Origin of the sequence: Streptomyces fagopyri (assembly GCF_009498275.1) — a bacterium.
GTDB classification, from domain to species: Bacteria; Actinomycetota; Actinomycetes; order Streptomycetales; family Streptomycetaceae; genus Streptomyces; species Streptomyces fagopyri.
The window spans coordinates 5,656,216-5,670,821 of record NZ_CP045643.1; the positions used below are offsets into that span (position 1 = coordinate 5,656,216).

Sequence of the window (14,606 nt, forward strand, 5' to 3'; positions counted from 1 at the left end):
CCCCCACCGCGCACGGGCACGTCGGCCAGTACTGAAGGCATCCTCGCACCTGTCACTGACAACACGCCCGCCACCCGGGCAGAAGTGATCTTGATTGGTCGGCTCTGCCCGTAAAAGTGCCTGACCAGTGCCCGACCGGTGCCCGCTTCGGTTCGGTCGCGGGATCCGTCACACCCCCGTAGAGGGGCCGAGCGGCAACCAACCGCCGCGAGTGCGCGTCTTTCCATCGACCGTCGGCCATCCGACACGGACGGGAACACGTATGTGAGCGCTTATGCCGACCACAGGCGCTCACGGGAAGCTCACAAAGGACGACAGCCCGGTGCCGGGCAGCTCGGCACTACAGTGGGCGGAACCGCCGCGGCAGAACCGACAACGGCGGACGGACCAGGCAAGCAAGCAACAGGGAGCGCATGACGTGCGGCCGGTAGGGAGCAAGTACCTCCTTGAGGAGCCGCTGGGGCGCGGCGCCACAGGCACCGTGTGGCGAGCCCGCCAGCGGGAGACCGCGGGTGCCGAGGCGGCCGTTGCCGGCCAGCCCGGCGAGACCGTGGCGATCAAGGTCCTGAAGGAAGAGCTCGCCAACGACGCGGACATCGTGATGCGCTTCCTGCGCGAGCGGTCCGTCCTGCTCCGGCTGACCCACCCGAATATCGTGCGGGTCCGTGACCTCGTCGTCGAGGGCGACCTGCTCGCGCTCGTCATGGATCTGGTCGAGGGCCCCGACCTGCACCGCTACCTGCGCGAGAACGGGCCGTTCTCGCCGGTCGCCGCCGCCCTCCTCACCGCCCAGGTCGCCGACGCGCTCGCCGCCAGTCACGCCGACGGTGTCGTGCACCGCGACCTGAAGCCCGCGAACGTCCTGCTCAAGCAGGACGGCGGCCAGATGCACCCGCTGCTCACCGACTTCGGCATCGCGCGGCTCGCCGACTCCCCGGGTCTGACCCGGACCCACGAGTTCGTGGGCACGCCCGCGTACGTCGCGCCCGAGTCGGCGGAGGGACGTCCGCAGACGTCCGCCGTCGACATCTACGGGGCGGGCATCCTGCTGTACGAGCTGGTCACCGGCCGTCCGCCGTTCTCCGGTGACTCCGCCCTCGAAGTGCTGCACCAGCACCTGAGCGCCGAGCCGCGCCGGCCCTCCACCGTGCCCGACCCGCTGTGGACGGTCATAGAGCGCTGTCTGCGCAAGAACCCCGACCAGCGGCCCAGCGCGGAGAACCTCGCGCGCGGGCTGCGCGCGGTCGCCGAGGGCGTCGGCGTGCACGCCACCTCCGCGCAGATCGCCGCGGCGGACGGGGTGGGCGCGCTGCTCGCCCCCGACCCGGCGCCGGCGCCGGTCCCGGACACGCCGGGCGCGGCCGACCCCACCCAGGTGCTCCCGTACGGCGCTCCGGGGGCGTACGACCCGAACGGCGCGACCAGTGTCCTTCCGCACACGGGCGCCGCCGACCCGACCGCCGTCATGCCGCCGGTGCCGCCGAACCAGCCCGGCCAGGCGGAGGACCCGCATCCCTGGCAGAGCCAGCTGCGGGCGGCCCGCGACCGCAACGAGCAGACGCAGGTCCAGTACATCGACCCGGACCAGGACCCGCTGCGCCGGCGTCCGCAGCGGCAGGTCGCACGGCCGCAGCAGCGGCCCGAGCAGCAGCGGGGCCAGCAGCCGCCGCCCGGATACGGGTATCCGCAGCAGGGGCAGCCCCAGCAGTACCAGCAGCAGTACGCCCAGCAACAGCAACAGCAGCAGTACGCCCAACAGCAACAGCAACAGCAACAGCAACAGCAACAGCAACAGCAACAGCAACAGCAGCAGCAGCAGTCCCGGCGGGCGCAGCGTCAGCAGCCGCAGCGCTACGCCCCCGCGCCTCAGCAGCAGCCCCAGCCGCAGCGGTACGCCCCCGCGCCGCAGCAGCCCGAGGCGCCCGCGCCGCGGCAGTCGCGCGAACCGAGGCAGCGCAGTGCCAACCGGATGCGGATCCCGGGGCTCGGCTGCCTCAAGGGCTGCCTGTTCATGATCGTCATCCTGTTCGTCGGTGGCTGGCTGGTCTGGGAGTTCAGTCCCCTGCAGGACTGGATCGGCTCCACCAGGTCCTTCTGGGGCGAGATCAAGCACACGTACGGCACCGTCAGCGACTGGGTCGGGAATCTCGGCTCGGGCTCGTCCGGCAACAACTGACCCGCACCCGGCCGTCGGCCGACCGACACCCGGCCGGTCCGCGGCCGACTCTGGGGACTTGTCGACATCCAGCGGGTGATTTCCGCCTCGGGCGTGAAGGTTGGCTCACCGGACGCGTACTTTTAGCGGCAACACGCGTCGGTAGGAGCAGTCTTGGCACGGAAGATCGGGAGCCGCTACACCGCCCACCAGATTCTGGGGCGGGGCAGCGCCGGTACGGTGTGGCTGGGCGAGGGACCCGAGGGGCCCGTCGCCATCAAGCTGCTGCGCGAGGACCTCGCGTCCGACCAGGAGCTCGTGGGCCGCTTCGTCCAGGAGCGCACGGCCCTGCTCGGACTCGACCATCCCCATGTGGTCGCGGTCCGTGATCTCGTGGTGGACGGCAACGACCTCGCGCTCGTCATGGATCTCGTACGCGGTACGGACCTGCGCACCCGACTGGACCGGGAACGGCGGCTGGCCCCGGAGGCCGCCGTCGCGATCGTGGCCGACGTCGCGGACGGGCTGGCGGCGGCGCACGCGGCCGGGGTCGTCCACCGGGACGTCAAGCCGGAGAACGTGCTGCTCGACATGCAGGGGCCGCTCGGGCCGGCTGGCGCGCACCCCGCGCTGCTGACGGACTTCGGTGTGGCCAAACTCATCGACTCGCCGCGGCGGACCCGGGCCACGAAGATCATCGGCACGCCGGACTACCTCGCGCCCGAGATCATCGAGGGACTGCCGCCGCGGGCCGCCGTCGACATCTACGCACTGGCGACCGTCCTGTACGAGCTCCTCGCCGGGTTCACGCCCTTCGGGGGCGGGCACCCGGGTGCGGTGCTGCGGCGGCACGTGACCGAGACGGTGGTGCCGCTGCCGGGGATCCCCGAGGAGCTGTGGCAGCTCCTCGTGCAGTGCCTGGCGAAGGCGCCGGCGTCACGGCTGCGGGCGTCCGAACTGGGAGCGCGGCTGCGGGAACAGCTGCCGTTGCTGGCGGGCATGCCACCCCTGGACGTGGACGAGCCGGACGGGGAACCGGCGGAGGAGACCTCGGAGGAGACCGCGGAGCCGGCCGAGCCCGCGTCGCGGGTACGGCGAGGGGCCGTACCGCTGGTGCCGGGCGCCGCGCCGGACTCGAACCGGGACACGCACACCTCGATGCGGGTGCCCGGGCCGGACGAGCTGGCCGGCGGAGCGCGCGGGACGGCGCGCGCGCCGCGCGCCGCGGGGGCGCCCCGGCCCGGGTCGGCGCGGCACCGGGCCTCCGCCCGGCGGCGCCGGATCACGCTGGGGGCGGCGGGAGTGGTGCTCGTCGCCGCGGTGGGGGTGGGGACCTGGCTCGCCACCTCGGGGGACGACGGTGGGGCGCAGCCGTCCGACACGAAGAACTCGGCCCCGGCGTCTCCCTGACCGGTCCCAGCCCCGTCCCTCAGGCACGGCCCCGCACCCAGGCCCAGGCCCGGACCGGTCCTTCGGGCTCGGCCCTGGGCCCGTCCCTCAGGCTCCGCACCCGCCCCGCAGACCCGGCCCTGGGCCCGGTCCCGTCCCCGGGGTTCCGGCTCTGAACCCGGGGCCAGTCCTGCGCCCGGCGCTCCGTCCCGGACCCGCGCTGGTCTCCGTGCCCGGGGCTCCGTCTCTGGAGCCCCGCCCAGCCTCGCACCTGGGTCTCCGTCCCGGACCCGCGCTGGTCTCCGTGCCCGGGGGTCCGTCCGTGGAGCCGCGCGCAGCCTCGGACCTGGGTCTCCGTCCCGGACCCGCGCCCGGTCCCCGTGCCGAGGACTCCGCCCCGGCCCCGGCAGGGGCACTCCGCCCCGGACCTCGCCAAGGGCACTGCGCCCCTCGGACCCCCGCTCGCCCGGAGGGCCCGTCCCCGAGCGCCGGACGGGCTGAGGGGGCGTGCCCGCGCCTGGACCGCTGTCCTCGTCCGCGGGGCCCGCCCCCAGAACCCGGACGGGGTGAGGGCGCGGCTCCCGGGGCGGGGGAGGCCCGGGGCCGCCGCCCCAGGGGTGAGAGCCCCGCTTGCCGCAGCCGTTACGCTGGAGGCGTGGCAGTCGTCGATGTATCCGAAGAGCTCAAGTCCCTCTCCTCGACCATGGAGTCGATCGAGGCCGTCCTGGACCTCGACAAGCTGAGGGCAGATGTCGCCGTGCTCGAGGAGCAGGCGGCCGCGCCGTCCCTGTGGGACGACCCGGACGAGGCGCAGAAGATCACCAGCAAGCTGAGCCACCTCCAGGCGGAGGTCAGGAAGGCCGAGGCGCTGCGCGGGCGGATCGACGATCTGAGCGTGCTCTTCGAGATGGCCGAGGAGGAGGACGACCCGGACACCCGCGCGGAGGCCGAGTCCGAGCTCACCGCCGTCAAGAAGGCGCTGGACGAGATGGAGGTGCGGACGCTGCTGTCGGGGGAGTACGACTCCCGCGAGGCGGTCGTCACCATCCGCGCCGAGGCCGGCGGCGTCGACGCCTCCGACTTCACCGAGAAGCTCCAGCGCATGTACCTGCGCTGGGCCGAGCGGCACGGCTACAAGACCGAGCTCTACGAGACCTCGTACGCGGAAGAGGCCGGCATCAAGTCGACCACCTTCGCCGTGCACGTCCCGTACGCCTACGGAACGCTCTCCGTGGAACAGGGCACCCACCGGCTCGTGCGGATCTCGCCCTTCGACAACCAGGGCCGCCGGCAGACGTCGTTCGCCGGTGTCGAGATCCTGCCGGTCGTCGAGCAGACCGATCACATCGAGATCGACGAGTCCGAGCTGCGGGTGGACGTCTACCGTTCGTCGGGTCCGGGCGGCCAGGGCGTCAACACCACCGACTCCGCGGTGCGTCTGACCCACCTGCCGACCGGCATCGTCGTGTCGTGCCAGAACGAGCGGTCGCAGATCCAGAACAAGGCGAGCGCGATGAACGTCCTGCAGGCCAAGCTCCTGGAGCGGCGCCGCCAGGAGGAGCAGGCCAAGATGGACGCCCTCAAGGGCGACGGCGGCAACTCCTGGGGCAACCAGATGCGTTCGTACGTGCTGCACCCGTACCAGATGGTCAAGGACCTGCGGACGGACTTCGAAGTGGGCAACCCGGAGGCCGTTTTCAACGGTGAGATCGACGGGTTCCTCGAGGCCGGAATTCGCTGGCGCAAGCAGCAGGAGAAGTAGTACGGGCCCCCAGGGGCTCTTTGTCGACAAGGCAACTGCCGCTCTTTGAGCGGCAGTTGCCTTTTGTGTGGCGGTTGTCTGGGTTCTACGTCACAGTCACATGTCTTCATGGCGGTCAAATGGCGCTGTTCTGGACATCGCGGCCGCAACGACCTTGACGGTGCTTTGAAAACTGGGAAGGGTAACGCGTGGCATGCGTATCTCTGGGGCGCATGTGAACCGGGGAGGCCGAGCGAATCCGCCCTGTGACGCCGTGGCCCCGGGCGCTGCTCCATCGACGATCAGCTACTGGGGGTAGCAAGCAGATGACCAAGAAGACGCGGATACGCGCGGCGCGGACAGCCGCCTGCGCGGTGATCGCCGCCGGTGCCTCGCTGACCGCCGCGGGTGCCGCCTCGGCTCTCGACATCAATGTCGGTGTCACGGCCGACGGCCCGACCCCGAGCGCCACCGACACGGGCATCCCGACCGGCCTGCCCACGGACCCGAGCACGCCGACCGGTCCGGCCACGCCCACGGACCCGGGCACTCCGACCGGTCCGGCCACGCCCACCAGCGCCGCCCCGTCGGACGAGCCGACGGACCCGACCGAGGAGCCGACCGAGCCCGGCGACCCGACCGACGAGCCGAGCGACAACCCGACCGACGGAGCCGGCACGGGCGGCAACGACAGCAACCCCGACGGCGGCTCCAAGCCCGTCGAGCAGGGCAAGGGCTCCTCCGGCCTGACCGACACCGGCTCGGACACCTCCGCCCAGGGCAAGAGCGGCGAGCTGGCCGAGACCGGTGCCGCCGAGACCACGTTCCTGCTGGTCGGCGCCGCCACGATGATCGCCGGCGGGATCGGCTTCCGTCTGCTGCCGCGCCTCATGGGCGGCCGTGGCGCCGCTGCCTGACGCGCTCCGGTGTGATACGCGACACCCTCTGCGCGTGACCATGCGAAAAGGGCCCGGAGCGAGCTGCTCCGGGCCCTTCCCGTACGCCCTGGGTGGCCGTTCGTACGCCCTGGGTGGCCTCTCGGGGGTCCTACACCGTCTGGTGGGCCAGCAGGGCCGCCGCCGTGATGAGCACGGCCAGCAGCGCTATCAGCGCCATCGGGTTCAGCCCGGCGAAGGGGCTCTCCTGCTGCAGTCGCTCCCGGTTCGCGCGGCAGACACGGCAGCGACCTTCACTGACGGGCGCCGCGCAGTTCGCGCACACCAATCGGTCGTACGTCATCCGCTTGCCCTCCTTGCGCCGTCCTCCGCGTACGTAACGCCGCGGGGAACGCAACCGTTCCCCCTCCACTGTGCCAGGTTCCGCGGAATTCGGCGCGGCTCGCCTTATCCTGCCCCGCCCGGACGCTTTCCAGCCCGTCAGATCCGTGACAAAACGTGCAAGCGTCGCGCAACCCCGGACGCCGACTGCGGACCCGCACCCGGTTCGCGTATGGTCACGCACACCTACCCCCGGCGACCCGTGGTGCATCCGTGATCCGATTCGACAATGTCTCCAAGGTCTACCCCAAGCAGACCCATCCCGCTCTCAGGGACGTCTCCCTGGAGGTCGAGCGTGGTGAGTTCGTGTTCCTCGTGGGGTCCTCCGGCTCCGGAAAGTCCACCTTCCTGCGGCTGATCCTCCGCGAGGAGCGGTGCAGTCACGGTCAGGTGCACGTCCTGGGCAAGGACCTCGCGCGCATCTCCAACTGGAAGGTGCCGCAGATGCGGCGCCAGCTGGGGACCGTCTTCCAGGACTTCCGGCTGCTGCCGAACAAGACGGTCGCCGAGAACGTGGCCTTCGCCCAGGAGGTCATCGGCAAGTCCCGCGGCGAGATCCGCAAGTCCGTGCCCCAGGTGCTCGACCTCGTCGGGCTCGGCGGCAAGGAGGACCGCAGACCCGGTGAGCTGTCCGGTGGTGAGCAGCAGCGTGTGGCCATCGCGAGAGCCTTCGTGAACCGGCCCAAGCTCCTCATCGCGGACGAGCCGACCGGCAACCTCGACCCGCAGACCTCCGTCGGCATCATGAAGCTGCTCGACCGCATCAACCGGACGGGCACGACTGTGGTGATGGCGACGCACGACCAGAACATCGTGGACCAGATGCGCAAGCGCGTCATCGAGCTGGAGAAGGGTCGTCTCGTCCGCGACCAGGCGCGCGGCGTCTACGGCTACCAGCACTGACGACGGTCCACGGAAAGGCTTAGCAGACGCCATGCGCGCCCAGTTCGTTCTGTCGGAGATCGGTGTCGGTCTCCGTCGCAATCTGACGATGACCTTCGCGGTCGTCGTCTCGGTCGCCCTCTCCCTCGCCCTGTTCGGCGGTTCGCTCCTGATGAGCGACCAGGTGAGCACCATGAAGGGCTACTGGTACGACAAGGTCAACGTCTCGGTCTTCCTCTGCAACAAGAGCGACGCCGAGTCCGACCCCCACTGTGCCAAGGGGGCGGTGACCGCCGAGCAGAAGAAGCAGATCGAGAGCGACCTCGGCAAGATGACCGTCGTCCAGAAGGTGACGTACGAGTCCGCGGACGAGGCCTACAAGCACTACAAGGAGCAGTTCGGCGACTCCCCGCTGGCCAGTTCCCTGACACCGGACCAGATGCAGGAGTCGTACCGCATCAAGCTGAAGGACCCGGAGAAGTACCAGGTCATCGCGACCGCCTTCGACGGGCGTGACGGCGTGCAGTCCGTGCAGGACCAGAAGGGCATCCTGGACAACCTCTTCGGGCTGCTCAACGGCATGAACTGGGCCGCGCGCGCGGTGATGGCGATGATGCTCGTCGTCGCCCTGATGCTGATCGTCAACACGGTGCGCGTCTCGGCGTTCAGCCGGCGCAGGGAGACCGGGATCATGCGCCTGGTCGGCGCCTCGGGGTTCTACATCCAGGCGCCGTTCATCATGGAGGCCGCGGTCGCCGGACTCATCGGCGGCGGTGTCGCCTGCGGATTCCTGGTCGTCGCCCGGTACTTCATCATCGACCACGGTCTGGCCCTGTCCGAGAAGCTGAATCTGATCAACTTCATCGGCTGGGACGCCGTGCTCACCAAGCTGCCGCTCATCCTCGCGACGAGCCTGCTGATGCCCGCGCTTGCCGCGTTCTTCGCGTTGCGCAAGTACCTGAAGGTGTGACGCATGCCAAGGGGGGCCGTACTGCCAACCGGCGGTACGGCCCGTCGCGTTGTCCTAGACTCACCGCCATGTCAGGTCGTGACCTGTTCTGCCAGCCCCGCCGCTTCGGCCGCGGGGCCGCCCTGACATTGGTTTTCGCGAGCGTTCTCGTCGCCGGCGCGGCGACCGGTTCGTTCGGCGACCCCGACCGGAAATCCCCGCTCCCGTCGACGGGTTCGACGCCGGCCACCCACCACAAGGACGTCGCCGCGGCGGCGGCCGAGGCGATGGCCGACGGCAAGTCCCCCATGGAGGCGGCCGAGCGCGCCGTCAGCCGCAGCGGCGACCGCTGGGGCGCGGTCTACTCCCAGGGCGACTACGAGGAGTTCGAGGAAGCCCTCGACGGCCAGTACACCGGCGTCGGCCTGTGGGCCCGCCGCGAGCGCGACGGCCGGATCGAGGTGACCCGGGTGCGGAGCGCGTCGCCCGCGGCGGCCGCCGGGATCCGCGAGGGCGACCGGCTGCGCAGCGTCGACGGCGAGGACGTCGACGGCAGGCCCGTCACCGAGGTGGTCTCCTTACTGCGCGGGGACGCGGACGACGCGGCGGCCGGTACGAAGGTCCGCCTCGGTCTGGAGCGCGGCACGCGCGCGTGGAGCGAGACCCTGCGCCGGGCCAGGCTGTCCACCGACTCCGTGACGGTGCACAAGCTCCCCGGCGGCGTCACCGTGATCAAGGTCGCCGCCTTCACCAAGGGGGCGGGCGACGCCGTGCGGACCGCCGTCGGGCGGGTCCCCCGGCACGCCGGGATCGTGCTCGACCTCCGAGGCAACTCCGGCGGACTGGTCACCGAGGCCGTCACGACGGCCTCCGCCTTCCTCGACGGCGGCCTCGTCGCCACGTACGACGTCAACGGCGACCAGCGCGCCCTGCACGCCGCGCCCGGCGGTGACACCACCAGACCCCTGGTCGCCCTCGTCGACGGCGGCACGATGAGCGCGGCCGAACTGCTCACCGGCGCCCTCCAGGACCGTGGCCGCGCGGTCGTGGTGGGCACCAGGACCTTCGGCAAGGGCTCGGTCCAGATGCCGAGCGCCCTCCCCGGCGGTTCCGTCGCCGAGCTGACCGTCGGGCACTACCGCACCCCCTCCGGCCGTGGCGTCGACGGCCGGGGCATCACGCCCGACCTGGAGGCCGACACGGGAGCCCTGGAGCGCGCGGAGACCGTGCTCAGCGGTCTCGGCGACCCCTCGTAGTCACCGCGCGGTCCCCGGTCCGGCCCGTCGCGGCCACCGGTTCGGCGCTCCTGTAATCGGCTTTCCCCCGGACCCCCCTGTGGTGCGAAAATGGTCAGCACTATGAGCAAGGGAATGTACGTACCGAAGGAGTCCCAGCCCAAGCAGGGCGGAGGGACCGCGAAGGCCAAGGACGGCAAGCGCAAGATCGTCGCGCAGAACAAGAAGGCACGGCACGACTACGCGATCATCGACACCTACGAGGCCGGCCTCGTGCTCACCGGCACCGAGGTGAAGTCGCTGCGTCAGGGACGCGCCTCGCTGACCGACGGCTTCGTCCAGATCGACGGGAACGAGGCGTGGCTGCACAACGCCCACATTCCCGAGTACAGCCAGGGCACGTGGACCAACCACACGGTGCGCCGCAAGCGCAAGCTGCTCCTGCACCGTGAGGAGATCGACAAGCTGGCGTCGAAGTCGGAGGAGACGGGTCACACGATCGTGCCCCTCGCCCTGTACTTCAAGGACGGCCGGGCCAAGGCCGAGATCGCGCTCGCCCGAGGCAAGAAGGAGTACGACAAGCGGCAGACCCTGCGCGAGAAGCAGGACCGCCGGGAGTCGGACCGCGCGATCGCGGCGGCGAAGCGGAAGCAGCGGGGCGAGTAGCCGCGGGGCGGTGGCCACGGGGAATACAGTGGCACCGACGTGCGTCGGTCACGTACGATGGGATCTGCACCCCACAGCGGGTGCGTGACCCTCTTCGGAGGGGCTTGAAAAAACAACATGGGGATGATCGGTTTCGACAGCGGCTGTCGAAGCAGGGGAAGCGTGTCGAGGAAGCGACAATGATCTCGTTAACCATATGTCGCAACCAATAATCGCCAATTCCAAGAGCGATTCCCAGTCCTTCGCCCTCGCTGCCTAATAAGCAGTGAGTGAAGGACCCTTAATGGGTGTCAGCCCGGGGGTGTTCCCGACCCGGACCCTGGCATAATCTAGGGAACTAAACCATCGAGCCCGGTCACGGGGTTCGATGGGAAATCAAACAGTGACTGGGCCCGTCGGCGACTTGTTCGCGTGATCACCGGGGCCGAGAAAATCGCAGCGAACTGCACACGGAGAAGCCCTGATTCTGCACCGGTGGACGCGGGTTCGATTCCCGCCATCTCCACGATCAGGAGGTCCTCGGACCTCCACATCCCATGTGGGCCAAGGCCCCGTCGCTTTCGAGCGGCGGGGCCTTTGTCATGCGCGGTGAGTAGTGCGTGATGGCTGGTGCCCGAATGTTCTTGATCGGTCGGGGTGATCCATGGACGGCTCCGACGTGCAAAAGCGCGAGGGTGACTTCTGCTTCGCTGCCCCGGAGTGGAGTGGAGTGGAGCGGGCGAAGGACGGAGCCGATGAGCTGAAAGCCGGGCGGAAGGGCCGCAGTTCGGGCCGGCCGCCCCTGCCGATGCCACCGGACCGCGGCCCGGTACCTCAACGGGCGGGCGACGGAGGCCTTTTGCACCGGCGGCGACAACACCTGAGCCGCTTTCCTCGCGGTGCTCGGCCGTCCGGGGATGCCGTCCCGCGCCTTCGGCCGCCTCTCCGGCCGCCTCTCCTCAGGTCATGGCTCCTCAAGGGTTCAGCGAGCGGGGTGCGGTGCTCGCGCGGTCCGTCAGCCGGGGCGTGAGGAGGGTGGCCTCGGGGACGTCGGTGCCGCCCAGTTTCCTCATCAGCAGTTCCACCGCCCGCGCGCCCACCTCGGCGGACGGGATGGCTACGGAGGTGACGGGGACCCGGACGTTCTCGGCGAGCTCGTCCGGGCAGATCGCGGTGACGGAGAGATCGGCGGGGACGCGCAGACCGAGCTGCTCGAAGGCGTCGATCAGTGGTTCCAGGACCGGTTCGTTGTGGACGACGACGCCGGTCAGCGCCGGCTGGTCGCGCAGGAGCTGTTCGGCGACCCGGCGTGCTGCGGCGGGCGACGCGTCGCAGGGGTGGACGGAGGACGCGAGCGCGTTGCGGTCGGCTGCGGCGGTGAAGCCCTCCACCACGCGCTGGGCGAACGCCGTCCCCCGCACATACACCTCGGGTGGTGACCCGACCAGCGCCACGACCCGGTGCCCGAGCCCCGCCAGCCTGTCGACGCACAGCTCACCCGCCGCCCTGAAGTCCAGGTCGATGCAGGTGAGCCCGGCGGCCGGGGAGGGGAACCCGATGAGGACGGAGGGGCGGTCCAGGGCGCGCAACAGCGACAGCCTGGGGTCGTGCAGCTGGACGTCCATCACGATCAGGGCGTCGACCAGCGCGGTGTCCGCCACCCGCCGCAGCCCCTCCGCACCCTCCTCCTGGGTCAGCAGCAGAACGTCGTGATCGTGCCGCCGCGCCGCCGTCACCACCGACACCGCGAACTGCATCACCACCGGTACGTGGATGCCCGCCCTCAGCGGCACCACCAGCGCCAGCACGTTGGACCGGCTGCTCGCGAGGGCGCGCGCCCCGGCGTGCGGGCGGTAGCCCAGCCGCCGGATGCTGGCCTCGACGCGCTGCCTGGTCTCCTCGGAGATGGGACGCTTGCCGCTGAGGGCGTAGGAGACGGTGCTGGGGGAGACCCCGGCGTGCCGCGCCACATCGGTGATCTTCACCATCACTCGGACCCCGACTCCGACTCCAGCCGCGGGTGTGGCTGCGTCTCCGGGTCGGGTTCCAGGTCCAGGGTCAGGAAGCCCGTCCCCGCCGTCGCCCGCACCTCGCGCCCGCCCGCCGCCAGCCCCCACCCCGCCGCCGGATCGCTCGACGAGGCCCGCAGGGTGCTCCCCTCACGGACGACGGTGAACGTCACCCCGCCCACCGGCACCGTCACCCGGGCACCGCGCTCCAGGCCGTACGCGTGCAGCGTGACCCCGTCCGCGTGGACGTAGTCGGGCCGGTCGTCCACCGCGCCCACCGGGATCACCGCGCCCGGCCGCACCAGCAGCGGCACGCTCAGGAAGTCGTGGCGTTCGCGCACCCAGCGCGGACCGGTCACCGTCCGCCCCGTGAGGAGGTGGGTCCAGGTGCCGTCCGGCACGTAGTAGGAGACGTCGCCCTCGTCGCTGAAGACGGGCGCGACCAGCAGGTCGGGACCGAGCATGTACTGCCGCTCCAGATGCGCGCACGCCGGGTCGTCCGGGAACTCCAGCACCATCGCCCGCATCATCGGCACCCCCTCGGCGTGCGCGGCGCGGGCCGCCTCGTACAGATAGGGCATGAGGCCGAGCTTCAGCCGGGTGAACAGCCGCAGCACGTCCACGGCCTCCTCGTCGAACAGCCACGGCACGCGGTAGGAGGACGAACCGTGCAGCCGGCTGTGGGAGGAGAGGAGCCCGAAGGCGATCCACCGTTTGAAGAGGGCCGGTGCCGGTGTCCCCTCGAAGCCGCCGATGTCGTGACTCCAGAAACCGAAGCCCGACATGCCGAGGCTCAGCCCGCCGCGCAGTGACTCGGCCATCGACGCGTACGTCGCCTCGCAGTCGCCGCCCCAGTGCACCGGGAACTGCTGGCTGCCGGCGGTCGCCGAGCGTGCGAAGACGACGGCCTCCGCCTCGCCCCGGTGCTTGCGCAGCACCTCGAAGACGGTGCGGTTGTAGAGGTACGTGTAGTAGTTGTGCATGCGTTCCGGGTCGGCGCCGTCGGCGTACGCCACATCGACCGGGACCCGCTCGCCGAAGTCGGTCTTGAAGCAGTCGACGCCCTGGTCGAGCAGCGCCTCCAGTTTGGCGGCGTACCAGTCGCGGGCGGCCGGGCTGGTGAAGTCGACCAGCGCCATGCCCGGCTGCCACAGGTCCCACTGCCACACACTGCCGTCGGGCCTCCTGAGCAGATGGCCCAGGGCCTTGCCCTCCGCGAAGAGCGGGGAGCGCTGCGCGATGTAGGGGTTGATCCATACGCAGATGCGCAGGCCCTTGTCCTTCAGCCGGGTCAGCATGCCCGCCGGGTCGGGGAACACCCGGGGGTCCCACTCGAAGTCGCACCAGTTGAACTCGCGCATCCAGAAACAGTCGAAGTGGAAGACGGAGAGGGGGAGTTCGCGTTCCCTCATGCCGTCGATGAAGGAGGTGACGGTGGCCTCGTCGTAGGAGGTGGTGAAGGATGTCGACAGCCACAGGCCGAAGGACCAGGCGGGCGGGAGGGCCGGGCGGCCGGTGAGCCGCGTGTACGTGCGCAGGATGTCCTTGGGGCTCGGCCCGTAGATCACGTAGTACGTCAACTGCTGCGTCTCGGCACTGAACTGGACCTTCGACACCGCTTCCGAGCCGACCTCGAAGGAGACCCGGCCCGGATGATCGACGAAGACGCCGTAGCCCGCGTCGGTCAGATAGAACGGCACGTTCTTGTAGGCCTGTTCGGTGGCGGTGCCGCCGTCGGCGTTCCACATGTCCACGACCTGGCCGTTCTTGACGAGCGGCCCGAAGCGCTCGCCGAGGCCGTAGACCTGGGTGCCGACGCCGAGGTTCAGCTGCTCGCGCAGATAGTGGGCGCCGGCCGCGTCCCGCATGATGCCCATGCCCTTGGGGCCGCTGGTGGTGAGGACGCGGCCGTGGGCGAGGAAGTCGACGTGCCAGGGAGCGGTGCGGGCGACCCGGACGGACAGGGCGCCCGCGGTGAGCGTCGCGTGCTCGTCGTCGTGTTCCACGAGGGGCGCGCTGTGCTCCTCCAGCGGCCACCCCGCGGACCCCGGGGCGCTCCGGTGGAGTTCGAAGTGGGGCCCGCGCGGCTCCTCCCCCTGGAAGTGCGTGAACGTGACGCCGATGACGTCCGGCATCGGCGCGTGCGCGCTGATCGTCACGACCGGTCCCTTCAGCAGGTCACCGCGGTGGCGGATGGGCTGGGTCGGCGCGTGGATCTCCAGGGTTCCGCCGGACGCGCTCACGTCGAGGACCTCGACCGGGTGGGCCGCGGTGACGCCTTCGCGCAGCAGCCAGTAGCCGTCGGTGAACTTCACGCCCACACC

11 protein-coding genes and 1 other RNA gene are annotated in these 14,606 nt (G+C 70.6%); 9 read left to right on the top strand and 3 right to left on the bottom strand.

Annotation, left to right across the window (positions count from 1 at the left end):
* Positions 1-418: 418 nt before the first annotated feature.
* The 4 genes from GFH48_RS24345 to GFH48_RS24360 all read left to right on the top strand — a co-directional run bounded on the left by GFH48_RS24345 (position 419) and on the right by GFH48_RS24360 (position 6,202).
* Positions 419-2,176 carry a serine/threonine-protein kinase gene (locus tag GFH48_RS24345; RefSeq protein WP_153290284.1) on the top strand — a complete coding sequence of 586 codons (1,758 nt, stop codon included), beginning with the start codon at positions 419-421 and terminating at the stop codon, positions 2,174-2,176.
* A gap of 153 nt (positions 2,177-2,329) precedes the next feature.
* Positions 2,330-3,565: a serine/threonine-protein kinase gene (locus GFH48_RS24350; protein ID WP_153290285.1), complete on the top strand. Its 1,236-nt coding sequence runs from the start codon at positions 2,330-2,332 to the stop codon at positions 3,563-3,565.
* 634 nt (positions 3,566-4,199) lie between these two features.
* The gene (prfB, locus tag GFH48_RS24355) at positions 4,200-5,306 is read left to right on the top strand and encodes a peptide chain release factor 2 (protein WP_153290286.1); all 1,107 of its coding nucleotides are present in this window, start codon (positions 4,200-4,202) and stop codon (positions 5,304-5,306) included.
* 305 nt (positions 5,307-5,611) lie between these two features.
* Positions 5,612-6,202, top strand: a complete 591-nt coding sequence (locus GFH48_RS24360) for a hypothetical protein (protein ID WP_153290287.1) — start codon at positions 5,612-5,614, stop codon at positions 6,200-6,202.
* 130 nt (positions 6,203-6,332) lie between these two features.
* On the opposite strand, the gene GFH48_RS24365 is transcribed toward GFH48_RS24360, so the two are convergent.
* Positions 6,333-6,524 carry a hypothetical protein gene (locus GFH48_RS24365; RefSeq protein ID WP_153290288.1) on the bottom strand — a complete coding sequence of 64 codons (192 nt, stop codon included), beginning with the start codon at positions 6,522-6,524 and terminating at the stop codon, positions 6,333-6,335.
* A gap of 251 nt (positions 6,525-6,775) precedes the next feature.
* Between GFH48_RS24365 and ftsE the strand changes: the two genes are divergently transcribed.
* From ftsE to ssrA, 5 genes are all read left to right on the top strand, one after another.
* A complete protein-coding gene (ftsE, locus tag GFH48_RS24370; protein ID WP_148008662.1) occupies positions 6,776-7,465 on the top strand; it encodes a cell division ATP-binding protein FtsE in 690 nt (229 codons plus the stop codon).
* Positions 7,466-7,496: 31 nt separating this feature from the next.
* Positions 7,497-8,414, top strand: coding sequence for a permease-like cell division protein FtsX (ftsX, locus tag GFH48_RS24375; protein ID WP_153290289.1), 918 nt, complete (start codon positions 7,497-7,499; stop codon positions 8,412-8,414).
* 68 nt (positions 8,415-8,482) lie between these two features.
* Positions 8,483-9,649: a S41 family peptidase gene (locus GFH48_RS24380; protein WP_153290290.1), complete on the top strand. Its 1,167-nt coding sequence runs from the start codon at positions 8,483-8,485 to the stop codon at positions 9,647-9,649.
* A gap of 102 nt (positions 9,650-9,751) precedes the next feature.
* Entirely contained in the window at positions 9,752-10,294 is a 543-nt protein-coding gene (smpB, locus tag GFH48_RS24385; protein WP_037739423.1) for an SsrA-binding protein SmpB, read from the top strand.
* A 119-nt stretch (positions 10,295-10,413) separates the two neighbouring features.
* Positions 10,414-10,802, top strand: a transfer-messenger RNA (tmRNA) gene (gene ssrA, locus GFH48_RS24390).
* Positions 10,803-11,247: 445 nt separating this feature from the next.
* On the opposite strand, the gene GFH48_RS24395 is transcribed toward ssrA, so the two are convergent.
* On the bottom strand, positions 11,248-12,261 hold the full coding sequence (locus GFH48_RS24395; protein WP_194280660.1) for a LacI family DNA-binding transcriptional regulator: 1,014 nt from the start codon (positions 12,259-12,261) through the stop codon (positions 11,248-11,250).
* Complete coding sequence (yicI, locus tag GFH48_RS24400) at positions 12,261-14,597, bottom strand: alpha-xylosidase (RefSeq protein WP_153290292.1); 2,337 nt, start codon at positions 14,595-14,597, stop codon at positions 12,261-12,263. The genes GFH48_RS24395 and yicI overlap by 1 nt, the downstream gene beginning before the upstream one ends.
* Positions 14,598-14,606 lie beyond the last annotated feature (9 nt).

What these genes read in the sequence shown, in the direction of transcription:
- GFH48_RS24360 (WP_153290287.1), top strand. Translation starts at nt 5,612, where the DNA reads ATGACCAAGAAGACGCGGATACGCGCGGCGCGGACAGCCGCCTGCGCG.
- GFH48_RS24365 (WP_153290288.1), bottom strand. Translation starts at nt 6,524, where the DNA reads ATGACGTACGACCGATTGGTGTGCGCGAACTGCGCGGCGCCCGTCAGT.
- ftsX (WP_153290289.1), top strand. Translation starts at nt 7,497, where the DNA reads ATGCGCGCCCAGTTCGTTCTGTCGGAGATCGGTGTCGGTCTCCGTCGC.
- GFH48_RS24380 (WP_153290290.1), top strand. Translation starts at nt 8,483, where the DNA reads ATGTCAGGTCGTGACCTGTTCTGCCAGCCCCGCCGCTTCGGCCGCGGG.
- smpB (WP_037739423.1), top strand. Translation starts at nt 9,752, where the DNA reads ATGAGCAAGGGAATGTACGTACCGAAGGAGTCCCAGCCCAAGCAGGGC.
- GFH48_RS24395 (WP_194280660.1), bottom strand. Translation starts at nt 12,261, where the DNA reads ATGGTGAAGATCACCGATGTGGCGCGGCACGCCGGGGTCTCCCCCAGC.